Here is a 23,271-nt window from a genome sequence, read left to right as displayed (position 1 = left end):
GCGGCCTGGGCCTATGGTTTTGCGGTAATCCACTTTTGCAAAAATTTTTATTGGTGCGGCGCGCAGGCGGGAGCGGAAGAGCGCGGTTTCCGTGACGCAGACGCGGCGGTGGGCGTCGCTGCCTTGTGCTCGGAGGCTGTGTGCGTGCTCAGGCTTCACGTATGATGCAGCCCTGCCCGATGGTGCCTCTTCATGCGGCGCCATTCCCTGGCCATGCTCAGGCGCTGTCAGGCAGATAGAAGAAGGCCCCACGGTGTGGGGCCTTCTTCGCTTGGTGGGTTACTCAATGATGGGGGATAGGGTGCTTGCCAGTTGGCCGGCCTGCTCGCTCTGGCCGATGAATGTCTCGGCATTGGTTGGCGGTGGGCCACCGTGGTTATGGCTGGCGGCGGTGGCGGCCAGTTGCTCCACCACGTTCATCAGCTGGTTGAGCAGACGGAAGATGTTCACCCCATCGCTACCCATCCACGACTTGGGTGACTCGAAGTGCTGCAGCTCGCCGGCAAGTGCCCGACGAACCAGGGCGATATCTTCATCCAGGTTACCGCAGGCTGTCTGGCTCATGTTACCGGCGCTGCCCAGGATCATGTCTTCGGCGGTCAGCAGTTCGATATCCCCGAGCGCCTCGATACACTTCATGCCCCCGACCTCTTCCACGCTACTGGCCAAGACGCTCATCCGGTGCTGACCGAACTCGCCCAGGTACTCGTCCGCCTCGCGGATCATCTGCATGGCCTTGTCGTGCTGGCGGCGGTCAGTATGGCGTGACTGGTTGCCCACGGTATCGGTACGGCTGAACACCTCGGCCCGTTGCTGCTGCAGCTGCTCGCCCGGGGCGATATCCGGCAGAGGCCAGCCAGTGCCCAGGATGGTGCGAATGAACGGCCGGTCTGCCCGACCAAAGGCAAACCCCAGCTCGACCATGGTTCCCTCGATGGGGAACTGCATCAGCCCCTGCTCAGGTCCGCCGAACATGACCGGCAGCGGTACAGCTCGATAGAGCGGTGTCCCTTCATCTGGCTCGCCATCCTCATTGAACAGCCGCACATCTACCGCATAGCGAGGACGAAACGGGTCATTGAGCTGACCGGCGGTGGCCTGGTCGCTGATGGCCTCAACCCTGCCGAACTTGGGCAGGTGCATCTTGTCGGCCAGCTCGGGGAACTCCCCCTCCATCTTGCGCCGCTCTGGCGACTTCACCGGTTTACCTGGTGTGGCCGTGGTCAGGGTCATTTCGTCACCCTTGAGCCGTACCCGCTCCACCCGCTTGCCATTGACGATGGCCCCCGGGCGCATGGCCGGGATCGGGGCTAGGGTCATGGTGTTGCCCGCTTGGCGGGCCGAGAAGGCCGAGTCCAGTTCCACCGCCTTATCTGCCCAGCGGCTATGGACATGACTGCCCACGAAGATGGCGCCATCTGGTTGTTGATGCCAGATGAAGTCCGGTACCGCGAAGGCGCGGCCCGCATTATCGAGCAGCTGATAGCCGGTGCCGGCGCTGGTGAAGTTGGGGATCGGGGTGTCGGTGTAGTCTGCCCCGTCCGGCAGCAAGAAGGTGAGCTGGGTCTGGTCTGTCAGCCAGGCCAGCAGGCTGCGCAGGGTGGCATGCTGGATACTGACAGGGAACTTACTGCCCAGGATCCCGGCCAGCTCACGACATAGCAGCTTGCTGGCACCGTTGGCGGCGGGTTGTACGTCATAGACATAACCGGTGAACCAGCGGCGCAGTTCACCGTTGTAGCCGGTATCCAGGGTCAGGGTCTGCCCCTTGGTCGCTGTCCCGTCGATAGTCAGGGAGGCACGGCCACCGGCAGAGAGGTCGAGCACGATATCATGGTCAACCAGGTGGGCCGGTTTACCCCCTAAGGTCAGATTGGTCGATAGTTTCACGCCATTACGTCTCCCAGCTTGTCATCCAGCCCCTTCATCACCTTCTCCCAGGAACTGAGCTGCTCCTGCTCAGACGCTGCCGCGCTGCTGTCTGTTTTCGCCGGGGTAGCACTTGGCGGTGCCTTGCCCCACGGTGGCAGCAGCCTTGGGGAGGCGCTGCTCGCGCTTCTCCGGTACCGAGTTATGTTCGCGCAGGGTGAACTGCACCTGCCACGCCAGCAGGCCTTCTTGCTCGCTGGCGGTGATGCGGCCGGCAAACTTGGCCTGGCGCACTTTCACCGACTTGGCGAGCAGCGAGCCGACCCGGTAGATATGGCGCTTGCCGCCGTCACCTTTGGCATCAGCCAGCTCAAACAGGCGGCTCAGGGTCTTCTCATCTTTGAACGGTACCAGCCCAGACACATCCAGTTCCTTGGCCTTCTCCCCCTGCTCCGAGCTACTGGTGCTGCTGGTCTGGCCGCTGTTGTCTTTGTCCTGAAACTGCATCGATGCGGAGATCCGCATCGACTTCATTACAATGGGCTCACCGTCCAGGGTGAGCATGGCCGTTCTACTCATTGGGTTAACTCCTGCCAGAAGGTGAGGGGGGAGGGGGAGAGCAGCAGGGCGCCTACGGCGACGCTGTGGTCAGGGTGATCGCTCTCCAGCAACTGGGCGGCAAGGCTCGCCGGATCGCCATACCCGTGCCAGCTCCACATCTTGCCAGCCAAACTCGGCTTGGTGGTCAGCTCGGAGTCCAGTTCTGCGATACGGGCGGTGCGTTTGCCGGTCAGCGCGGCCAGCTTGGCGCGGGTGGTGTCCGGTGATGGCGAGTTACCCTCGCTCTGCTGCAAGGCAGAACGAGCGGCAGAGGCCAGCAGATGGCGGCGCAGCGGATCCCAGATAAGCGGGTCGCCCGCCTTCCAGCGCGGCACCATGGCCGCCACCGGCTGTTCCATCAGGTCGTTCTCGGCGGTGAGACGGCGCAGGGTGGTGCACCACTCTGGCAGCGGTAGCACTGTACATACCTCTGCCAGCTTGGCTGGCAGCTCCTGTTCGCTGGCGGCAGTTACCAGCCATACTACTGAATATAATTTTTCGGTCGGATGATTATTGTCTGCTTTATCTTGAAGTTTGGCCGCCAGTATCTTTATGGCTTTTGATGCTGCCAGTTCAGGTTCGCTACCTTGTCTATTTACGGCCACATAACTATGTGGCCCTGTTGAAATAGTCTTAACAGTCACAGAGGCTCCTATGCACACATAGCAGGGAATTTACCAGCAACCTTGGCCTCTACAGCGCAATATACTTGATCATAAGAGTTATACAGTGATGCCGAGTTATTTCTAATTTGAACCATCGCTGTTTCGCCATCAACAAACAATCTGTATTCTACATATACGTTTTCTGTTCCAGTTTGCCTGTTGTAAAGCTCTACATTATTTAATATTGCTCCATTTTCACTATCAAGCTCGAATCCGATGTGAGCTGAATGAACCCTGTTAAAGCTAGGATTCCTCCCTGATATTGTCAATTCGCAGTGGAGGACTGCGAATGCATATTGAATTACAAAGTCAGGGATTGTCATGACAGTCTGCCATGATGAGTTTAACTCGCCAAGGCTAACTCCAGCCTCAAACATGTCAACTCCAACATCCCTTAGGTTTTTATAATCAACAACCGTGTGGTTCTTGTTTGCAACAAGAAGTTCTGATGAAATGGATTTAGCAAATAGAACTGACTTACCATTGACATCAAAAAGCTGCATCTTAAGTCTTGAGTAATTAGACTCCTGAGTTAATTCCCAACCATCAACACCGGTTTGTACCGTTGGACCAATGACACTGAAGTAATTTGCGCCATCGCCCATGTCAATTAGATAATTAATGTCTGGGGCTCCCACTCCCTTCCCTAAGTTAGTTTTTAAATTATAGAAAGCCCAGTTTTGGCAGCTACCACCATTGTGTCCGACAAAGATTTTGTTCTTTATGGACTTCTTTCCAAAAAACTTCGGTGTACCGGTAAAGGTTATCGACCCCTTTACATGGCTAGTTCCGTCATATACAGCATAACCAGCTTGTTCAAAATATGGGTTATGGAAATTCATGTCGAATATCTTTGCTCCAAGATAAATCGCATTGTTTGAGGCCCACTCGCAATCTGAAAACCTGTTACCTTGCTGGCCAAGTACTTGCGCATTAGATGGTTCTACAAACTCAATATCCCAATCAGTAGCTCCAGAGAATCTACACATTGTCCATAAGTTAAGGTTAGATCCGTCTGTTACGTGTAAATTGACTCGGTTATTCCTGTACCAAACTTGATCGTTGACACACCAGAAACATCCGCTTTGATTCGAATACCCTATTCCATCTTTTTGACCTATATCAAAGCCTTCGATTATTACTTCTGATGCTCGGTCCCACCATCCCTCGCCGCGCCAAAGGCCTATTCCCTTTCCGTTACCTATCAACGAAAGCTTCTGCAGTGAAGTATGGTATTGGCCTGATTCATTGCCTATGACTTCACCGTTACGAGACTTAAGCAATATTTTGTCATATTGAATTAGAGCGTTATCACCCCCATCCCAATAAAGCTCTGTCGCATACGGCCCTACACCCTCTATACCCCACCCTGCGCGTCTATTAATTGTTGTTAGAACAGGGTAGCGCTCACTCCTGAGCTTTATCTTTCCACCATATATGCTGTTTTGCATGGTTGCGTTGAATATGGGGCCATAGTCAAGGACTGGGGCGAAGTAGTCTATGAAAAACTCACTACTTAAAATCCTTTCAACAGTTGTATTACCTACTCCAATTTGGCTTGCACCAGCTGCACCGCTCAGTTGCCCCCTTAATGAATTGCCACTTACCAGAACCCATTGACTATCTTCATTGGGAAGCTCATTGACATCAATTGCCTTTGGCAGTTGACCAGTCCATGAATAAACCTTGGTGCCATCTTTGCTCAGCACCACCTGTTTGGTTATCTCTATGGTCAACTTGGTGCCGAACTGGCCGATCAGGTCATAGCCTGCCTCGGCCATCGAGCGTTTCCAGAGGGCGAAGGTGTCAGGGATGGCGCCTGAACCGCCGCTACCACCCTGCCCACGGCCATCAATAACAGTGCTGTCAGCCTGCACTGTACCCAGCTTGGCCACGTAGTGCGGATAGCCGCTTTCGTCCACATGGTCGGTCAGATCCGCCACGCTGGTGATGATGGTGAAGTGGTTCTGATGCTCAGAGAGCAGCGAACCTGACCGGTGCACATCTACCCAGACGCCTATCGGCTTGGAACCCGGGTAAATGACCTGTGGCTGTTTCAGCTCGATGCGCAGGCCACCGACGATGGCCACGCCTTGGGTAACCTGATGGCCGCCATCCTGTTGCACGACCTTGAAACCATCGCCGATGAAGGTGTGATGGCCATAGAGCTGGCTGGCCAGCTGGCGCAGATCTTCATCCTGCCCGCGCAGGCGGGCGGCATAGTCAATCTGCCAAGTGCCGGCATCCACGTTGGTGAGGGTCGCCTCGGCTGCCTGGTCGTAACCCATCAGCATGGACTTGACCAGGGAGTTACCGGTCTGGCCGGTGGTCTGGTCGGTCTTGAGCTTGGTCTCGCGCCCCTTGTAGACAATCATCCCGATCACGCCGTTCTGCTTGTTGCGCAGGTACATGGCATTGAACGAGAAGTCGCCGACCGTGGTATCCATCACAATGGTGTAGGCCACCGCGTTGTTGTTGATGCGGCCGCGCTGGTCCACGTTCTGGCGATGCACGATCTGACTTTCCGGCGGCAGGCCGGTGTCCGGGTCAATGGGGGAGGTGATATCCAGATTCGGGATATCAGCCAGGATGAATTCATCCAGTACGACCGGTTGTTCTGCGGCCAGGCTGGACTGCCAATATTGTTCGAATGCGTTGGTAATGACCTGGCTCATCAGGACTCCTTGCTGGGCAGGCTTGCCCCGTAAACGTGTTGAATGAAATGGATTTGACCGGCGCGCAAGTATCCCTTGCAGGCGGGTTTATTGAGGGTTGCGGCAAATACCTGGTGACCCATGTCAATGCGGCCAGCATGCAGGTAGCCCACGGCTGGGTAGAGCACCTGGAAGCGGTAACGGCGGCAGGTGCGGCCGTAGTGCTGGATCAGGGTCTCCATCAGTTGCTGATTGGCGGCCAAGGCGCTGTCGGCCACCTCGATGGTGATGACGTCCCAAGGGGTCGCGTCTTGGCGTTCATGAAGTTCACACCAGCCGATACCAAGGCGCTCAAAGATGCGCTTGAAACCGGCCACTTCGCCCGAGTCCTGGGCATTGATGAAGGCGTACTTCACCCGCTTGCGGAACAGGTCAAGCGGCTCCCCCTTGAAGCGGGTGATGTCCCGCTCCCAAGCGATCAGCGCCAGCATGGCCTCCGAGCAGGTCATCGGGTCTTGCTGGGTCAGCGGTTGCAGCAGCCAGCCGCACAGGCGGCGCCAGAAGGCCATGATGCCTTTGGCCAGGAATGCTGGCTCTTGCACTCCCTCGGCGATGGTCTTGCCGTCTTCCCACCAGGGGGCCGTGCTGTCTGGCAGTTGCGGGGCCTTGTCCTGGTGGTTGAGTTCGGTGGTCTTAGTCATGGAGGAACACCTCCAGCGCACTCAGGCGCGGGATGGCGAGGCCAGAGACGATATCCAGCTCGGTGAAGTGCAGGCTCTTTATCTCGGCGAATGCCTGATGAAGCTCGCGGCCAAGCTGGCTCAGTGAAAAGCGAGACTGCGGCCATGCCCGGGTCACGGAGGGATAGTCCGCTGACTGGCGAAAGGCCGCTTTCACCATCAGCTCTACTTCACGTTTGAGTGTCAGCCGCTGTTCGGCTGTCATGTTCTCGGCCGGCCACAGCTCCAGGTGCAGCGAGTGCTCGGTTTCCGGCATGGCCATCACCTGCAGGTCATCGCCGTGGCCGTGGTTGCCCTGGTTGTTCACGTAGTCATTGAGCTTTTCGATCAAGCTGGCGGGGGTGGTACCCACTTCCAGCAGGATGAAGGCATTGGCGGTACCCGGGCCCCGCGGTGCGTCGTGCTCGAAGAAGATATGGTCGGCGCGGATCCCCGCCACGCTGGCGAGCATGGAGCGATAGATGGCGTCGATGTGATAGCGCCCCACCGCCGAGAACTGGTTCTGAATGCGCAGGCCAAGGGCGTCATTGCTCTCGGCATCGGCACCCTGGGTGGTGATCCAATCCCGGTCAGCGTTGCGAGCTGACAGGATGCCGGTCACCGGTTTGCTCAGCAGGTTGTAATAGCCGGGGGCCAGATTCCAGGCGCCGCCGGCGAACTCAGCCTCACAGACTACTTTGGCCACGGCTTCACCGGCGGGGCTCACCATCTCTTGGAGCGGTTTCAGGCGGTAGATGGTGCCGTTGATGCGCTCGGTGGTGATCCAGACATCTGCCGGGATGGTGACGGCCTCGCTCGGGTTGACCTTGATGAAGCTGACCAGGCCCCGAGTCTTCTGGGCGGCCTTGCGGGTGAGATCCACATCCCACGCCTTGAGGTCGAGATAGGCATCATTGGCGGTTGCGGCAAAGCTGGCTGGCAGCACATGGCCCGCCAGCAGGGTGCGGATCAGCCACAGCGCCGGGGTGATGACCACGCCGCGCACCAGACGCCAGAACGGGCTCACATCGCTGTCGTTGGTGATGAGGGAGCCGGCGGCCTCCACCTCCTTCTTGAGCTCGACCTCCATGGCCTGCTCGGTTGTCGGTACCCCGCTTTTCGCCAGCAGGGCCACAAAATCCACGGTTGGGCGCAGGTTCACAGGGTTACCTCCAGATCGCCAAATTCATAGGTGCGGGCGGTGACCAGGATCCGGTCTGGTGCCTCTTCGCTGATAACGATGGTGCCCGGGATCAGGCGCTCGTCGTTCTCGACCAGCAGCTCTATCTCGGTCATCACGTCGGCGCGCAGGGTAGGGCTGCGCTCGCCGATGAGCTTGCGGGCCAGCCCGGACTCCATGATGCGGTGCTTGATGTCCTGGCCGATGCTGTGGCGGTCTTGCGTCATGCGCGGCTGGCCGCCGGCATCGAGCTGCCATGCACCGTCTATGACCAGGATGTCGATGTATTTGGGATCGCTCATCACGGCGTCTCCAACCAAGCGTTCTCGGCCATCTGCTCCGGCGTCATCGGGTTCTGGCTGGTCATGTGCACTTCGCCGATGTGAATGGCCTTGGTCGGCTTCTGGTTGGCTGTCGTCGCGGCCGCATTGGCCTGGATCAGCTGTTGGCCAATGCCACCGGATGGGATGCTGCTTTGGCCTCCCTGGCGATAACGGGCGAGCGGGGCATTGATGTTCTCGGGGTTCGGCAGGTTGAGGTCAGGCATGGAGCCTCCCTCGATATTGACGCCCGGGATCATGTTGAGCTTGTCTATCAGCCAGTCGATAGACTTGCCGAGCAACTGGAACACGCCCCAATCGGAGAAGGTTTTTTTCAGGTCATCCCAGTAGTAGATGACAGCCGCAACAGCGCCGATCAGCAGCACTATCCCGGCGATGATCAGGCCGATAGGGTTGGCATACATGGCAATATTGACGGCCAGCATGATGGCCCGGAACGATGCCATCCCCGCCTTGAGCAGGTTGAGCGGGGCCATGATGACGGTCCAGGCGATGCCGAGCCCCAGGGTGGCCAACTTGGCGATCCCGGCTATCAGCATCCAGGCGCCAGTGACCATACTCAGGCCCACGATGGCGAGCATGGCGTAGCTCACCACCTTGGTCAGGTTCGGGAAGAGGTGAGTCCAGCGCAGCACATCATTGGCGCCATCAGCAAAGGCGCCGACCACGGCATTGATGGCGGGCAGCACCACGCCAAATGCGGCGGCACGGATGGCGAACCAGCCTTGTTCCACTCGCTGCCACTGGTCTGTCATGGAGGCAGCCATCTGTTCGGCCTTGCCCATGCCGTGGGTGTTGGCCAGCGCGTTGATGTTGGTGGAGAGGGCCTTGGTGTTGGTCATCAGCAGCTTGATCATGGCCACAGCTTCATCCGAGCCGAACGCCTTCTTGAGCTCGTCCCCCTCGGCCACGCTCAGGGTCTCGCCATAGCGCAACTTGAGTTTGTCGAGCACGGTCAGCACCGGCAGCATGTTGCCTGCCGAGTCGGTGAACTGCATGCCGAGCGCCTTCTGAGCGCCACCGACACCAGCCAGGAACGACTTGAACTTGGTACCGGCCTCGCCCCCGCTCATGGTGGCTTGCAGTTGGCCGAGTACAGCGAACTGCTCATCCATCGAGATGCCGGCGGCAGTGGCGTTGGCACCAATCGCCCCGAAAGCATCAGCCATGCCCTGGCCGGTGGTCTTGAACATCTGCACGGCAGTGGCGGTTTTGCCTGCCAAATCTTCCACCCAGTTGGCCTTGCCCATCATCTTGGCCTGCTGCTCGAAGATGCCGTACATGGTGCCCATGTAGTTGGTGATGGTGGCGGTGTCGGCCTTGGTGGCCTTGGCCAAGGTGGTCGAGGCGCGGGTAAAGGCGGGCAGCTCGTTCCCCTCCAGCCCGGCGATCGCAGACTGGATATCGTAGGAGGAGCGGACAATCTCTGTGGCTGACTCGCCATACTTGACCGAGAGCGCGAGCGCCTCGCGTCCCAGTGCACCGAGCACATCCTTTTTCACATCGAGGGAGGCGACTTCTCCGAGCGCCCTGTCCATCTCGATGGCAGGGCCAAGGGCTGACTGGATGGCCATGCCGCCGGCGGCCAAGGTGGTTGCACCCATGGCCATGTTGCTCCAGCCCTGACGACCGGCCTTGCTGACCTTGTCGATCTGGCTGTTGATGCCCTGCAGGGGCTTGGTGACCTGATCCACCAAGGCCACTTGCATCATCAATTTTTCCATCCAGGCCATCAGTCGTTATCCGTTCAGTGCTTTGGCAATGCCCTCGGCCACGGCGGCGGCGTTGGACTCTTGGTTGTGTTTTTCTAACCAGATGGCGCGAGCCAGGCTGTCGAGGTCGTCATCCTCATGGGGCAAGTAGCGGCGCCTCAGTGCCAGTACTTGCTCCAGTTGGTTGCGTTCGATGGCCTCGGCGCGCGCCGTCAGTTTTTTACGGTGATCTCCAGCTCGGGCGCGAACTCCTTGTTGATGGCGCCCGCCAGCTGCAGGGCGGCGCTGGGGCGCTTGAGCAGCTCATCGAGCGCCTCTTTGCTTTCCTGGCAGACGATCTTTTTCAGGTAGTTGTGAGCCGGTGCCACCTTGTCGTTGGGCATCATGTCGTTGATAAAGCCGTTGTAGGCCACCATGGTGGGGGCGAATTTCATCTCTTTGCCGGCGACGTCCAGTGTGATGATCGGTGTGGTCATGGGGTGGTTTCCTCTTGTTCAATCCAATGGTTCAGGGTGTTGATCTGGGTTTGGCAGCGGCGCATGGCCGTCTGCAGGGTGGGGATAAACCGCACGGCGTCGCCGTAGGTGCTCCCCGCGAATTCAGGTTCTGGGCAGTGAGGCACCAGCCCCGGCGGTGGTAGCCGCTTCACTACCTGGGTGTGCACCACTGTGGCGGGCTGGCTGGAGCAGGCGCAGAGCGCCAACAGGCAGAGGCTCACGAGCGCAATCCGGGCGGCCTGCCGGTGGCGTGGCCAAGGCGTGTTGCAGTTCATCGGCGGTTTTCCTGTTCTGGTTGTCGAGCTCGGTCAATGCCGCGTTCTGGTCGTTGAGCAGTAAGCGCAGACCCTTTGCCTGCATCAGCAGTTCCTGGAAGGCGGTCGCTTGCAGGATGTTGATGGTGTCGTTGGCGTTGGCCAGCTCCTTGGTGCGCTGCGTGAGCCGTTCACCTTGGGTAAACAGAATGGTGCCAAGCACAAAGCCGATGATGGTCGGCAGGAACCGGATGAGCGTGCTCATGCCAGCACCCCGCCGAACTCGGTGAACTTGGCCAGCAGGTCAGCCAGCTCGTGTTCGCGCTGGCCGTAGCCGGCGCCGGGCAGGCTGGCCCAGATGTTGGCGCACTTGGCGATCGCCTGGGGGATACGACCATCGATCACATCGGCCAGCGCTTTGCGCTCGCGGATCAACTGGATTGCCCAGGCATCTTGTGACTCAGGGCCAAAGTCCGGCAGGCCGAGCTGGTCACGGTAGTGGGGCCAGTGTTTCGACAGGTGCTGATAGCGGCCGGCAGCCGTGCTGACCAGGCGTGGGTTCACCTGCACCTTGACGTTGGGGTGGGTGCGGTAGTCGGTGAAGAATCCCGCCGGATTGACCAGCTTGTCGTACCCGTCATCGCCCCGGCCCTTGGTGCCCTCGGAAAAGGCGAGCATGTCGAGAAAGGCGGCCACTTGCGGGTGGCAGTTACTGCGCGGCATTGTTGTCCTCCTTCTTGCGCAGCATCAGGGCTGCACGGTCGCGGATGATGTCGATCCCAAGCAGTCCCACCATGCCACCCAGTAACGGGGTGGCCTCCTGGGGGATCCCGAGCAAGTGGGTCCCGGTGGCGGCCGCCAAAGTGATGAGGCCACACAACAGGGATTCGATCAGCCGGCGGCGACCCCGCCCACCGGCATAGGTGATGCGCAGGAAGGCGATGGCAAGTGCCAGCAGTGCCCCATAGACAGCAGGCCAGTTGTCCATCAGCCAGGCCAGCAGGGCAGCCCAGAGGGTGGGGTCTTTGTTTGGCATAGGGTTCATATCCCGTTCTCGATGCTTATTGGCCGCGACGCTCTGCGCGGCTCTGGCAGGGCACACACTTGCGTACCCCTGGTACTCGCTGGCGGCGCTCCTCCGGGATCGGGTCGTCGCACGCTTCGCAAAGGTGCAAGCTCTCGCCCTGGTAGTGGCTGCGGCCAAGCTGGTTATCCAACTGGGCCGCCAGCATCCGCTCGGCGTGTTGGGTGGCGCGGTCGATCAGATCCATCCGTTAGCCCTTGAGGTGACGGGTGTCGTCATCCGACAGGTACGGCACGCCGTTGATGTGCACGAAGTCGGGGGAGGTGACGAACCCCTTGACCTTGTGCACCCCCTTGCTGCCGCCCTTGGGATCGACATCGAGCAGGTCGGAGAGCAGCAGCTTCACGCCGAAGGCTTCCACCTTCATGGTCTCGTCGCCGGTGTCTGCGTAGAACAGCACATCGTCCGGCTTCATACCGCGCCAGCTACCGGCCCGCTTGGCCGCATCGCCCAGCAGGGTGAAGTTCTTGGCATCTATCTCGAACTCCAGCTCTGCGGCCACATCCCCATCGACATAGCCATCAGGGATGCCACGGGTTTGCGCCACGGCGCTGTTGTCGGTGATGGAGAGGCTGGCCTTCTCGATGTGCACCATGGTGCCCATCAGGGTGGTGTCGAAGGACTGGCCTGAAATACGGCGGGTCATGGGTTAGCCCTCCCCGTTGTTGAGGCTCAAATCGAGCATGATGTTGACGGTGATCCCCTTGGGGCAGTCCACGGTGCGCACCACCACATAGATGGAGACCAGGTTCTTGGCGGTCCACTTGATGGTGATGTCGCCATCCTTGGGGGAGGCGATGTCGCCCGGGAACGGCTGGCCGTTGATGGTGGTGGCGCTGGCCATCTGACGCAGGTCCTTGCCGAAGAACATGACGGCGGCGGCGGTGCTGCCCGGGGTGGAGTTGAACGAGCGGTCACCGATGCGGGCGATGGCGCGCAGGCGCATCCGGCGGGCGACCTTGTAGGCCACTCGCAGGTTTTCGATCACCTGGTAGTCGCCGCCCTCGGCGTCCAGGGTGCGGCCATCGGCCCAATAGACACCGTCATAGTCCGGGTACCACATCGGCACCGAGTAGCGGCTTTGTTCCAGGGTCTGCAGGGTGGCCAGCGGCAGTTCGGTGCCGTCCTTGTCCTTGGGGGTAGCGCCAAGGCCGACCACGGCACCGGTTTTCACCCGGCAAGGGCTATCAGCGATGCTCACTGCCCGGTTGCACAGGCGACCGGCGTAAGCCCCGATGAGGTTGGGCCACAGCTGCGGGATCAGGGAGACCGATTCAGCCGCGATGCCATCCTGCAGGGCGGCCAGTTCTGCCTCGTATTCGCTCCAGTCCTGACCGCCCTCGGCGGTGGAGACGATGCCAGGTACCGCCAGCAGCATGGCTTGCCAGCGCCCCCACTTGGCGATCAGCTCCTGGTTGAGGGCGTGGGCGGCGTTGATTTTGGTCGCGTCCCACTCTTGCCCCAGCACCACGACTGCTTCGAATGACTGGTTTTTCTGGGCGGTGCGAACGGCATCCTTCCAATCCATGTCGGTCGGCAGCACGAAGGCGGCGGCCGTCCAGTTCTGGCCGGCGTTGTCGCGGGCGGCCAGCAGGTTGGTTTTCAGTTCGCTGTCAGCCTCGCCCAGCAGCTTGTCAAAGTCAGACTGGGTATTGAGCGAGAGCAGCTTGTTGGTGTTGGTCGGCGCACTGCCGATGAACAGCAGGTGACGCTCGACTTCCGTCACTGGCCCCTGCATCTGGTTCAAGTTGTTGATCTGTACATAAGGCCACATGGCGTTATTTCCCCTTCATGCCTTGCTTGTTGACGTCCCAGCCGTAGTTGATGCTTTGCAGCGCTCGGGCAAAGGCCTGTTCGCGTTGCTTGGTGTTGGCGCCCAGGAACGGCGGGCTGGCAGCTGGATCTCCCAGCTCTCTTTGACCGGTTCATCCTTGAGCTTTTTGATAAGCAACCCCGCCTGGGCGTAGTTGAGGTTGCCCGTTATCCAGCCTAGCGAGGCCGAGCGGTATGCCCGCTTGCGTTTGCCCGGGCGCTTGAACCCCAGCTCGCGCAGCTTGCGGGCTTGTGCCTTGCTGGCCTGCTTGTTCTTGCCGCCATCGCTGGGGGCAATACGGCGCCGGCTGATTGCCGTCACCTTGTAGGTGTGCCCCTTCTGGTGGGTATTGGCGATCACCCCGGCGTGGGCGCTCATGGTGCCCTTGGTGAAGCCCAGCTCTGCCACGTCCTGGCGGGGCTCGCGGATCAGCAACAGCTTGGGCAGGCCACGCAACATCTTGCGTTTGCCCCGCTTGCGCGGCGCCCACGGCTGGCCGTTGGGGTCTTGTTGCTGGCGCACGTTACGGGCGGCCAGCTTCTTCATCTCATTGGCCGCTCGCCATACTAGGCGCTTGCACTTCTTGGGCGGCAGGGCCAGCAGGTTGAGCTGGTCTTTGCCACGACGGGTATCCAGCGTGATGCTGATCATGACGGGTCACCGACCTGGTGATGGCCGGTATCACCCACGTTCAGGTCGATATGGTCGGCCACCCAGATGTCATAGGGGGCCACGTTCCAGCGCTTGCCATCCCAGTTGATGGGGCCCCGCTCGTGTTCAACCAGGCGCAGCGGCTCGGTAAAGGGGAGCTGGATCTCAAGGTCAGCCGTCTTCTCATCGTTCGGGGTGACGGCGTACTCGGGATCGCCCAGATCGAACCGCTCGCGGAATTCGTCATGCTCCTGCACCCAGGCCGCAACTGATGCGAGCACGATGGCCGGATCCAGTTCGCGAAACGGCAGCTGCTCGATGGTGAACACCGCCTGATAGGTGAGCCATGCCACATCCACTCCGGTGGGGCCCATGTTCTTGGGCTCCAGCCGGATGGTGCCGTTCTCCATCCAGCTATCGAGCGTCTTGTGAGACTTGGCCGGCAACACCCGCAACAGCTCGGCGTGGAGCGCCTGCAGGAAGTAGCCCTGGGCCTGTTGCTCGTTCATGTCGTTACTCATATCAGCGAGACCCCGGCACGGCGCTTGCCCTTGATACTGCGTACCAACTGCTGACTCTCTGCCAGCAGTTGGGCGCCTTGGTCTGGCGATCGCTCTACCTGGTTGTTGGCGGTCGCCCGCTCGGTGACGCTGGCGAACTCGGGTAGCAGCGCGGACTTGGCACGGGCAAAGACGGCGGCCAGGTACTGCTCGGTCAGGGCATTGGTGCCGCCTTCCAGGCTGGGCCCGGGTACCTCGGCGGCGGTGGTGTAGCCCTTGCCCAGCAGCGTGGCCTGATAGCTCGCCAGCTGCAGGTTGATTTCAGAGACGGCGGCCAGCAGGGCTGCGCCGGTGGTCTGGGTATCCAGATCGGCAGGCGTGGCGCGGCGGCGCTCAAAATCGGCGACGGCCACATCCGGCCAGAACCCGTCATTGCGGATAGTGGCGGTGCTGTAGTCGATGTCCTTGCCTGCAAACATGTCTGGACCCCTGTTGATGCTTGCCAATGTGAACACCACTGCCCCGGTTGCTCGGGTCGCCGATGGCGCGGCGAGAAAAGGTGCACCCCTGTAGCCACGGATCACAGGATTCGGCGCGAGCCTTGCGGCTGGCCTATCCTCCCCGCCGGGGTGCGGTGGCGCGGAGAGTCTTATTGCTCCGGATTGAGCGCCCGCAGGCGCATGGCAATCTTTTGGCGCAAGGTGCCGACGCCCACCTTGCCGTGCAGCTTGTCGGCCTGGGCCAGCCAGTGATCGGCTTGCTCCAGGGTGGCGCTGTCACCCACTGCGCTCGGGCGGGGCTGGCCGTCGTGGTCACGTAGCAGCAGGCAACCGGCGGCCTTGAACCACTTGGCGGTCAACCGCTCGTTGAGGCGCCAGTCATTGCGCACCTTGTCGAACACCCGGTAGAACCATGGCTCGACGGCATGCCCTTCGGCCGCTTGCTTCTCGGCCCACTCCAGCACGGTGTCGGCCACAAAGTGGGCCCAGTCGCGCTTGATGTTGTTCGGGGTGCGCTGCCCCTGGGCAATGGCGAGCTCCGCCCAGGCAATGCCTGCGTCGAAATCGCCAACGTCAAAGGCCCAGATGATGAGGCGCTGAAACAGCTCGTTCTGGTAGGGCAGGCCGGACTCACTGACGGCGGCCAGATAGCGCTCCACATAGGGGCGGTACTTGGGCATCAGCTCATCGCGTTTCATGTTCACCCGGTCACCGATGCGCGCCAGTTTGCGCAGCCGGACGATGTCCTGTTCCAGGGCAACCAGTTGCAGGTGCAGGCTGTCTGCCACTGCACCGGTGGCCATGCCAGAGCAGGCGGCCTGCTCGGCCCCTTGCATGGCTTGAACGCGCTGCTTGTGACGTTGACCGGGTGAGCTCATGAATTAACCGCCGACTTCTTCTGGCTTGGCACCGATGACGATGTCGGCCTCTTCAAAGCCGCCATAGGCCTTGTGTTCGCCCAGGGCGTAGCCTTCCATGCGCCAGTACTGGTTATCGAAGCTCTTGCTGTCCTGGTTATCGTCGGCCTTGCGCTTGCGGGTACCGCGCTGGGTGTAGCAGTGCAGGTTGTCCAGGGTGGTGACCACCATCCGCTTGCCCGGGAAGAAGGGCGGGATATAGGACTTGCGACCGGCGATGGTCTTCTCCAGCTGCTGAGCGGCGATCTGCTCGCTCGGCTTGGTGGCTTCGCTGTAGAGCTTGGCTTGGGAAGCGGAGACTAGGTCGGTACCGACCAGCACAACCAAGCGCGGGTCCTGGCGGAACAGGGGATCGATGGTGCTGTTGATGAGGTCGGAGGCCATCTCATCCAGGGTTTTGTAATCGCCCTTGCCGTCCGGGTCGAAGTAGATTTTCTTGCCGGGAGCAGCCTTGATGATCTGGCTGCCGTTTTTCCACTCACGGGCAATCTGATGCCAACCCTTGTTGACGTCTTCACCCAGTGGGTTCTCGGTCGGATCGGTGGTTTCAGCGGCTTCTACGCCGTTCCAGCCGACTCGCATCATATCGAGGGCGAATGCCGTGTTGACGAACTCGCCAACCAGCTTGATGAACTCGCCTTCGCTACCGGCATTTGCCCAGGTGCAGAGGGTGGCCCAAGAGAGAGAGGCGCAGGAGTCGGTCTCTTTCAGCTCGTACTTGTTGCCATCAACGCCCACTTCGCCCTTGAAGCGGCCGCCTTTTTTACGACCGGTATAGAGCTGGCCGACGCCGACCTGCACCACTTGGCCGGTGATCTGGTCTACATCCAGACAGGTGATCAGGCCAAGGAACTCGACAGATGCCAGGATGGCTTTGCGCAGCGTGGTTTCCATGGGGCCAACGACACTGAACATCTTGGCCAGTGCAGGCTGTTCAACCTGATAGGCCTTTGCCAGTTCGCTGCAGAATTGGTTCAGGCTTTTTTCGGCATGAACGGTAAGGGTTTGGCTCACAGTCGCTCCTTAGCAAACTTGATATTTGTTGTCGTCACCGCCCAATGGGCTCGGGCGCTGATCCGGCAGCTCAACGGAGAACTTGTCGATCTGGCCTTTCAGCTCGCTGACGGTGGCGGCCAGACCAGTGATGGTCTCGTTCAGCTTGCTGAACTTGTCGTCTTCTTCTTTCGGTTCAATAACCGGATCGGGCGTTACCTCCGGCTTTGCTTCCAGCTTTGCGCTAAAGCCTTCGATCTTGGAGCCAAGGCCGTTGACGGATCCCAGCAACTGGTCGAACTGTTCTTTGGTCATTTCCTCATCCTCTTGATGGCTGGGGGTTGGTTTGGTTTCCTGTTCACCATGGCTGGCCAAGAAGCTGAAAAACTTGGTGATCAGACCGTCGGCTTTTTCGTTCTTTGGCAGTTTGAAGGTGGAGAGATCCAGCGGCTCACTGGTGCCAATCAGGCGAGACTTGCCACTCTTGTCTTTGAACTTCAGGTGGGTTGTGCCGGTGCTGGCTGGTTCATCGGTGACGCCGAGGCCGCGCAGGTAGGTGCGGCCCAGATCGGCAAATTGCTCTTGCGGCTCGATGGAACAGAACTGGTATTGGCCAACCTGGTTGTAATAAACCAGATCACGGGTCGGGCTCAGGATGGCAAACAGCTTGAGCTTGCCATCAACGACTTCTGTCTTCAGTTCCTGTACATAGCCGAAGTTCGACCAGCGGTCGTGATCAGGCCAAATCAGTGCGGTGTAGTATTCCGGATCGTAGGTCTCGGCCATGTCAGTCAGCCAAGCGGCGGTAATCTCACGACCATCGACGGTTGTCCCTTCGGTGGCGATACAGACCCAGCCAGTTCTCAAGGTTGATGTGTTCATGCCTGCTCCCAATTGATACGGGCTCAGGCTATCGGGTCGGGAAGGGGTATTCATCCGGTTGTGTTCTGGAGGATTCGGATCCAGCGGGATATCCGAATTGCTCAGAACATCAGTGGGATAAGTGGGGATAGTGGGCTGGCTATGATGGCGCCATCATTCATATCGATGGAGGCGCCGTGGCGTATCCCGAAGAGATCCGCAATGCTGCGCGGGGACTCTACCTTAAGCGATGGACCCCCCAGGAAATCAAGGACGAACTGGGGCTGAACTCCTGCCGCATCGTCTACTACTGGGCCGAAAAGCTCGGCTGGCGGGATCTGCTTACCGATGAAGCGGTGGAGGATGCCATTGCTCGCCGCCTGCACTCCTTGTTGTGTCGTGAGAAGAAAACCAGCGCCGAGATGGACGAGATCGACAGGCTGGTCGGCCACCATGTCAGCCTGAAAGAGAAAGCCCTCAAGTGGGCCGAGCGCCAGCAGGCGCTCACCACCCGCCGCGAAAGTGGTGATGAACAGGCCGCCGAACGGCCGCGCCGTGGCCGGGGTGGCCAGGATAGCAGCAAGGGCAAGGGCGGCAAGAAGGCCAAGAACGAGGTCGGCCACCTGACAGCTGATGACTTTGCCGAGTGGCTGGGTACCTTGTTTGGCTACCAGCTGCGCTGCCGTGAGGCGAAGAACGACCCGGCCTTGCCGCGTACCCGCAACATCTTGAAGTCGCGTCAGGTCGGCATGACCTACTACTTCGCCGGCGAGGCGCTGGAAGATGCGGTGCTGACAGGTGGCAACCAAATATTCCTGTCCGCCACCCGCGCCCAGGCGGAGGTGTTCCGCTCTTATATCTGCAAGATTGCCCAGACCTTCCTTGGCATCACTCTGACCGGCAACCCCATTGTGCTGTCGAACGGGGCCGAGCTGCACTTCTGCTCTACCAACTCCAACAGCGCCCAGTCCCGTTCCGGCAACGTCTATATCGATGAGTACTTCTGGATCCCCAACTTCGAGAAGCTGTCGGACGTGGCCAGCGCCATGGCGACCCAGAGCCGCTGGCGCAAAACCTACTTCTCGACCCCATCGAGCAAGGTTCACGAAGCGTACCGGTTCTGGACTGGGGATCGCTGGAAGGGTCAGCGCCCGAGCCGTGTGGCCATCGACTTCCCAGGTGAAGATGAGATGCGCGATGGCGGTCGGGTCTGCCCCGATCGCCAGTGGCGCTACGTCATCACCATCGAGGATGCCCTACGCCTGGGCTGCAACCTCATCGACATCGAGGAGCTCAAGGACGAGTACCCGGAGGAGGTGTTCGATCGCCTCTACATGTGCCGGTTTATCGATGATGCCCTGTCGGTGTTCAAGTTCCAGGATATGGAGCGGGCAGGGGTGGACCCGACCAGGTGGGAGGACTACAAGCCTGGGCGGCCTGACCCATTCGGTCGGCGAGAGGTATGGATGGGCTACGACCCGAGCCGCACCCGCGACAACGCCACCCTGGTGGTGGTTGCCCCACCCACTGTCGCCGGCGAGCGGTTCCGGGTGCTGGAAAAGCACTACTGGCGCGGGCTCAACTTCCAGTATCAGGCGCAGGAGATCGAGCGGATCGCCAAGAAGTTTCGGGTCACGTATCTGGGGGTCGATGTGTCCGGCATTGGCTCAGGGGTCTATGACCTGCTTAAGCCGGTATTCAAAGGGGTGTGCCACCCCATCAACTACAGCATCGAGAGCAAGTCGCGGCTGGTACTCAAGATGATCGACGTAGTGGAGGCCAACCGCATCGAGTGGGACAGCTCGGATCGGGATATTCCACTGGCGTTCCTTGCCATCAAGCGCAGCACCACCGGCGGCGGCCAGATGACGTTCAGGGCTGCCCGAGACAACGTGACCGGACACGCGGACGTATTTTTTGCCATCGCCCACGCCGTGGCCAATGAGCCGCTCGATACCAACCGCAAACGTAAATCCACCTGGACAACCAGCGAAGTTAAGAAGGCAGCATGAAGAACGATATCAGTCAGTTGACCGAGGAACACTTTCACGAATGGATCAGCACCCTGTTTGGCTACCAGCTGCGCTGCCGTGAGGCCAAGCTAGACCCGTCACTCGCGCCCATCCGCAACGTTTTGAAGGCTCATCAGGTCGGCATGTCTTATTACTTCGCCGGAGAGGCTTTTGAAGATGCCGTATTGACTGGCGACAATCAGATTTTCTTGGCAGAAACCCCAGAGATGGCCGATGTCTACCGGACCTATGTCTGCTTGATAGCAAAGAGGTTCCTCGGCGTTACCCTTACCGGCAGCCCCATCGTCCTGTCGAACGGCGCGGAGATCCATTTTCTTTCTCTTGATGACCTGACCTTTGCTGGAAAAGCTGGCCACGTATACGTCGATGAGTATTTCTGGATTCCTGATTTCGGAAAAGCGCTGCACTTGGCCGGCGCTATGGCTATGCACAAGCGCTGGCGCAAGACCTACTGTTCAACGCTCTCTGAGCGCCGCGGTATGGCGCGTAACTTCTGGAGCGGGGATCACTGGAAGAACCTGTACCCAGGCCGAGATTCGATCACTTTCCCTGGCGAATCATCGTTGCGCGATGGCGGCCAGCTTTGTCCCGATCGGCAGTGGCGCTATGTCATCACCATTGAGGATGCCGTTCGACTCGGTTGCAACCTCATGGACATTGATGAGCTCAAAGACGAGTACTCGCAGGAGGCGTTCAATTTCCTCTTCATGTGCCAATTCAAAGACTCCCAGGAGAGTTCTCTCGCATGACCAAACAACAGCAACCGGCCGAGGTGGCCACTCCAACCAAGCCCGGAACGGTAGCGTTCAGCATGCCGGAGGCCATCGACCCCACGGCATGGATGACCGATTACACCGGGGTGTTCTACAACCCCTATGGCGAGTATTACCAGCCGCCCATCGACCGCAAGGGGCTGGCAAAAGTGGCGCGGGCCAACGCTCACCACGGGGCCATTCTGATGGCGCGGCGCAATATGGTGGCGGGCCGCTTTACCAATCAGCGCAGCACAGTCACCGCCTTTGCTCACAACTACCTGCAGTTCGGGGATGCGGGCCTGCTCAAGCTGCGCAACGCCTTCGGCCAAGTGGTAGGGCTGCACCCTCTCTCGAGCGTCTATCTGCGCCGGCGCGAGGATGGCTGCTTTGTTTACCTGCAGTTGGGCAAGCCGAACCTGATTTACCGGCCGGAGGATGTGATCTGGCTTGCCCAGTACGACCCGGAGCAGCAGGTCTATGGCATGCCGGATTACCTGGGGGGCCTGCAGTCGGCCTTGCTCAATCAGGACGCCACCCTGTTCCGCCGCAAATACTTCCTCAATGGCGCCCACATGGGGTTCATCTTCTACGCCACCGACCCGAACATGGACGATGACACTGAAAAAGAGATGAAGGAGATGATCGCCAACAGTAAGGGGGTGGGTAACTTCCGCTCCATGTTCGTCAATATCCCGGAAGGCAAGCCCGATGGAATCAAGCTGATCCCGGTGGGGGACATTGCGACCAAGGACGAGTTCGCAGCCATCAAGGGGATTACCGCCCAGGATGTACTGACCAGCCACCGCTTTCCGGCTGCGTTGGCCGGCATCATCCCGACCAATGGCGGCGGAGGCCTGGGGGATCCCGAGAAGTACGATGCCACTTACGCCCGCAATGAGGTGCTGCCGCTGTGTGAGCTGCTGCGAGATTCCATCAATGGGGCTGGACTCCCTCGCTCCCTTTGGGTCGATTTTCGGGAAACTGTCGGCACTGCTGTATAAACAAACAGTGTCTGATGTGGCAAAATAGTGCGTTGATTTATATGAGAATGGGGGGCGTGATGCGGGTTTATTGCAAAGTGTGTGGCCAGCGTGGCCGCATAACCAAGACCAATCGACTGAGCGATGATGTCTCTGATCTCTATTGCCAGTGTACTGACGCCGAATGTGGCCATTCCTGGGTGGCTTGTCTGTCGTTTGCTCATACCCTGAGCCCGTCAGCTAAGACGACAAACCAGCTGGTGCTGAGCTTGATGGGGTCGCTGACGCCGGAGGGGCGGCAGATGGTACTGAAAGGACTGGGGGCGCAATAGCGCCCCAGTTGTTTTTCCAATACACTCGATACCGTCATACATTGCACGTGTGATTTCGTAGAGACCTAACGCAGCATTAAGCGGACTAAAATAGTTGATTATAATATGGAGCGAAGCGGAACCTAACCAACTATTTTAGTTCTGTTTAAATGCTTTATTGTGTTTATCTGTGAATCATGCGCCTAATCAAAGAAACAGCATTTTCAAAATCGCTTTTTAGGAAATAAGCATTTTTCTTTTTATGGTTTTCTTTCCATTGTTCAAATTCACCCTTGTCCCCTTCAAAACCAAAGTAAGTAATTTTTCCTTTTACTTGGCCAAGTAAAGACCAAATATGTTCATCTATTTCGTGAACTCGAACACCTACAATGAAAATTTTTGATGATTTTATTACTTGAGTTTTCCACAAATCATATTGGTGCTCGACGTAATCAGGGCTTACTTTAACTGTTTTTCCAACAGCAAACATCGCAATGGCAGGAGCAATACTATCCTCAAGTCTGCATTTATTGAGCGTATCAATTTGATTTAATGGTTTTATTTGTGCTTGAATATCAGCCCTGCCGCTTCCAGATATGTGCACATTTCGTATCATTCCCGTTGGTAGATCCGGCCAAAAATTGCTAGAACCATGGAATTTCAATAAACGAACTCCACCGCGCTTATACTCCGAGCTATAGTTTGTGAACAAGCCAATGCTAGCAGCAGATAACTCAAAAAGAAGATCATAATTCAAACTACTATATATAACCCTTTGACTGGCTAGTTCTCTAAGAAGGGTTATATACACATTTTTAGCGGTCGGTCGAAAACTAGCCAAATATTCAGCAAGCTCTCGTTGAAACGACATAATGCTGCCATTCGTGTACTCATAATATGCCTCCATTCCCTCCTCAAAGTTAGCCTCAAACTTTTGTTTAAGTTTATCTGGTAACCTTGAAGCAACACCACCTCTAGCAACTAAGTCACGGAATAGGCCCTTACCCAAAGGAGGTGGATAAGGTTGAACTCCAATGCTGCCATAACTGGCACCTGCACCTAATAACAGAACAACTGCCACAAAGCTCTCCTACAAACATAATAGTGACTAGATTGAGGGGGTACTAATCCGTTAATAGAGCGTTACCATATAACGCCGAATCGCCCTGATAACCGTCCCGAGAAAATTCATTTTAAATCATGATTTAATCAGCCAGCCACTGGTGCTGAATCCATTTACAATAAGATTCTCTTTTGGCCCCCTTTTTGTCGCAGAGCAACAATACACTCAAGGAACTGCTATGGAAAGCTCCATCAAGGCTCGCCTTCATGCATAGGTCAAATTGTGATCTAGGGGACCCCGATCACATAGTGTAGCTAGG

Annotated in this window: 28 protein-coding genes; 4 read left to right on the top strand and 24 right to left on the bottom strand. The window is 58.5% G+C overall.

What is annotated here, in order from left to right; all coding sequences use genetic code 11:
* Window positions 1–279: 279 nt before the first annotated feature.
* From G113_RS02125 to G113_RS02020, 23 genes are all read right to left on the bottom strand, one after another.
* Window positions 280–1,890, bottom strand: coding sequence for a hypothetical protein (locus G113_RS02125; RefSeq protein WP_005892398.1), 1,611 nt, complete (start codon window positions 1,888–1,890; stop codon window positions 280–282).
* A 69-nt stretch (window positions 1,891–1,959) separates the two neighbouring features.
* Window positions 1,960–2,448: a baseplate complex protein gene (locus tag G113_RS02120; RefSeq protein ID WP_456236275.1), complete on the bottom strand. Its 489-nt coding sequence runs from the start codon at window positions 2,446–2,448 to the stop codon at window positions 1,960–1,962.
* Window positions 2,445–2,888, bottom strand: coding sequence for a hypothetical protein (locus G113_RS02115; protein ID WP_005892394.1), 444 nt, complete (start codon window positions 2,886–2,888; stop codon window positions 2,445–2,447). The genes G113_RS02120 and G113_RS02115 overlap by 4 nt, the downstream gene beginning before the upstream one ends.
* Window positions 2,889–3,121: 233 nt before the next feature.
* Entirely contained in the window at window positions 3,122–5,809 is a 2,688-nt protein-coding gene (locus tag G113_RS02110; RefSeq protein ID WP_005892392.1) for a phage tail-collar fiber domain-containing protein, read from the bottom strand.
* Complete coding sequence (locus tag G113_RS02105) at window positions 5,809–6,489, bottom strand: phage tail protein (RefSeq protein WP_005892390.1); 681 nt, start codon at window positions 6,487–6,489, stop codon at window positions 5,809–5,811. Before G113_RS02105 ends, G113_RS02110 begins: the two co-directional genes overlap by 1 nt.
* On the bottom strand, window positions 6,482–7,669 hold the full coding sequence (locus G113_RS02100; protein ID WP_005892388.1) for a baseplate J/gp47 family protein: 1,188 nt from the start codon (window positions 7,667–7,669) through the stop codon (window positions 6,482–6,484). The genes G113_RS02105 and G113_RS02100 overlap by 8 nt, the downstream gene beginning before the upstream one ends.
* Window positions 7,666–7,989, bottom strand: coding sequence for a DUF2590 family protein (locus tag G113_RS02095; RefSeq protein ID WP_005892386.1), 324 nt, complete (start codon window positions 7,987–7,989; stop codon window positions 7,666–7,668). The genes G113_RS02100 and G113_RS02095 overlap by 4 nt, the downstream gene beginning before the upstream one ends.
* Window positions 7,989–9,761, bottom strand: a complete 1,773-nt coding sequence (locus G113_RS02090; RefSeq protein ID WP_005892384.1) for a phage tail tape measure protein — start codon at window positions 9,759–9,761, stop codon at window positions 7,989–7,991. Before G113_RS02090 ends, G113_RS02095 begins: the two co-directional genes overlap by 1 nt.
* 6 nt (window positions 9,762–9,767) lie before the next feature.
* Window positions 9,768–9,902, bottom strand: coding sequence for a DUF6890 family protein (locus G113_RS22105; RefSeq protein WP_407919093.1), 135 nt, complete (start codon window positions 9,900–9,902; stop codon window positions 9,768–9,770).
* Window positions 9,903–9,952: 50 nt separating this feature from the next.
* Entirely contained in the window at window positions 9,953–10,216 is a 264-nt protein-coding gene (locus G113_RS02085; protein WP_005892381.1) for a putative phage tail assembly chaperone, read from the bottom strand.
* Window positions 10,213–10,458: an Rz1-like lysis system protein LysC gene (gene lysC, locus G113_RS21655; RefSeq protein WP_236611698.1), complete on the bottom strand. Its 246-nt coding sequence runs from the start codon at window positions 10,456–10,458 to the stop codon at window positions 10,213–10,215. Before lysC ends, G113_RS02085 begins: the two co-directional genes overlap by 4 nt.
* Entirely contained in the window at window positions 10,340–10,756 is a 417-nt protein-coding gene (locus G113_RS02075; protein ID WP_005892374.1) for a hypothetical protein, read from the bottom strand. Before G113_RS02075 ends, lysC begins: the two co-directional genes overlap by 119 nt.
* A complete protein-coding gene (locus G113_RS02070) occupies window positions 10,753–11,214 on the bottom strand; it encodes a glycoside hydrolase family 24 protein (RefSeq protein WP_005892371.1) in 462 nt (153 codons plus the stop codon). The genes G113_RS02075 and G113_RS02070 overlap by 4 nt, the downstream gene beginning before the upstream one ends.
* Window positions 11,201–11,527: a phage holin, lambda family gene (locus G113_RS02065; protein WP_005892368.1), complete on the bottom strand. Its 327-nt coding sequence runs from the start codon at window positions 11,525–11,527 to the stop codon at window positions 11,201–11,203. The genes G113_RS02070 and G113_RS02065 overlap by 14 nt, the downstream gene beginning before the upstream one ends.
* A 25-nt stretch (window positions 11,528–11,552) precedes the next feature.
* Window positions 11,553–11,762 carry a TraR/DksA family transcriptional regulator gene (locus tag G113_RS02060; protein ID WP_005892365.1) on the bottom strand — a complete coding sequence of 70 codons (210 nt, stop codon included), beginning with the start codon at window positions 11,760–11,762 and terminating at the stop codon, window positions 11,553–11,555.
* 3 nt (window positions 11,763–11,765) lie between these two features.
* On the bottom strand, window positions 11,766–12,221 hold the full coding sequence (locus G113_RS02055; RefSeq protein WP_005892362.1) for a phage protein: 456 nt from the start codon (window positions 12,219–12,221) through the stop codon (window positions 11,766–11,768).
* A gap of 3 nt (window positions 12,222–12,224) precedes the next feature.
* Window positions 12,225–13,349: a DUF2586 domain-containing protein gene (locus G113_RS02050; protein ID WP_005892359.1), complete on the bottom strand. Its 1,125-nt coding sequence runs from the start codon at window positions 13,347–13,349 to the stop codon at window positions 12,225–12,227.
* A gap of 15 nt (window positions 13,350–13,364) precedes the next feature.
* A complete protein-coding gene (locus G113_RS02045; protein WP_005892357.1) occupies window positions 13,365–14,039 on the bottom strand; it encodes a phage virion morphogenesis protein in 675 nt (224 codons plus the stop codon).
* Window positions 14,036–14,548 (bottom strand): phage tail protein, encoded by a 513-nt coding sequence (locus tag G113_RS02040; RefSeq protein ID WP_005892355.1) that lies wholly within the window; start codon window positions 14,546–14,548, stop codon window positions 14,036–14,038. The genes G113_RS02045 and G113_RS02040 overlap by 4 nt, the downstream gene beginning before the upstream one ends.
* A gap of 8 nt (window positions 14,549–14,556) precedes the next feature.
* Entirely contained in the window at window positions 14,557–15,018 is a 462-nt protein-coding gene (locus G113_RS02035) for a head completion/stabilization protein (protein ID WP_005892353.1), read from the bottom strand.
* 170 nt (window positions 15,019–15,188) lie between these two features.
* Window positions 15,189–15,917: a phage terminase small subunit gene (locus G113_RS02030; RefSeq protein WP_005892351.1), complete on the bottom strand. Its 729-nt coding sequence runs from the start codon at window positions 15,915–15,917 to the stop codon at window positions 15,189–15,191.
* 3 nt (window positions 15,918–15,920) lie between these two features.
* Window positions 15,921–16,970: a phage major capsid protein, P2 family gene (locus G113_RS02025; protein ID WP_005892349.1), complete on the bottom strand. Its 1,050-nt coding sequence runs from the start codon at window positions 16,968–16,970 to the stop codon at window positions 15,921–15,923.
* Between the two features lie 9 nt (window positions 16,971–16,979).
* Window positions 16,980–17,831, bottom strand: a complete 852-nt coding sequence (locus tag G113_RS02020; protein ID WP_005892347.1) for a GPO family capsid scaffolding protein — start codon at window positions 17,829–17,831, stop codon at window positions 16,980–16,982.
* A 176-nt stretch (window positions 17,832–18,007) separates the two neighbouring features.
* Between G113_RS02020 and G113_RS02015 the strand changes: the two genes are divergently transcribed.
* Genes G113_RS02015 through G113_RS20360 form a run of 4 tightly spaced genes read left to right on the top strand, consistent with a single transcriptional unit; the run spans window position 18,008 to window position 21,910 of the window.
* Window positions 18,008–19,822, top strand: coding sequence for a terminase large subunit domain-containing protein (locus tag G113_RS02015; RefSeq protein ID WP_005892345.1), 1,815 nt, complete (start codon window positions 18,008–18,010; stop codon window positions 19,820–19,822).
* Window positions 19,819–20,592, top strand: coding sequence for a terminase large subunit domain-containing protein (locus G113_RS02010; RefSeq protein WP_005892343.1), 774 nt, complete (start codon window positions 19,819–19,821; stop codon window positions 20,590–20,592). Before G113_RS02015 ends, G113_RS02010 begins: the two co-directional genes overlap by 4 nt.
* Entirely contained in the window at window positions 20,589–21,599 is a 1,011-nt protein-coding gene (locus G113_RS02005) for a phage portal protein (protein ID WP_005892341.1), read from the top strand. The genes G113_RS02010 and G113_RS02005 overlap by 4 nt, the downstream gene beginning before the upstream one ends.
* Window positions 21,600–21,658: 59 nt before the next feature.
* A complete protein-coding gene (locus G113_RS20360; RefSeq protein WP_083195360.1) occupies window positions 21,659–21,910 on the top strand; it encodes an ogr/Delta-like zinc finger family protein in 252 nt (83 codons plus the stop codon).
* A gap of 163 nt (window positions 21,911–22,073) precedes the next feature.
* Here the strand turns inward: G113_RS20360 and G113_RS02000 are convergent, their stop codons facing one another.
* Window positions 22,074–22,970 (bottom strand): hypothetical protein, encoded by an 897-nt coding sequence (locus G113_RS02000; protein ID WP_040318827.1) that lies wholly within the window; start codon window positions 22,968–22,970, stop codon window positions 22,074–22,076.
* Between the last annotated feature and the right edge of the window lie 301 nt (window positions 22,971–23,271).

The sequence above is a fragment of the Aeromonas molluscorum 848 genome (assembly GCF_000388115.1).
GTDB lineage: Bacteria > Pseudomonadota > Gammaproteobacteria > Enterobacterales > Aeromonadaceae > Aeromonas > Aeromonas molluscorum.
This window is presented reverse-complemented; position numbering and strand designations above follow the sequence as displayed.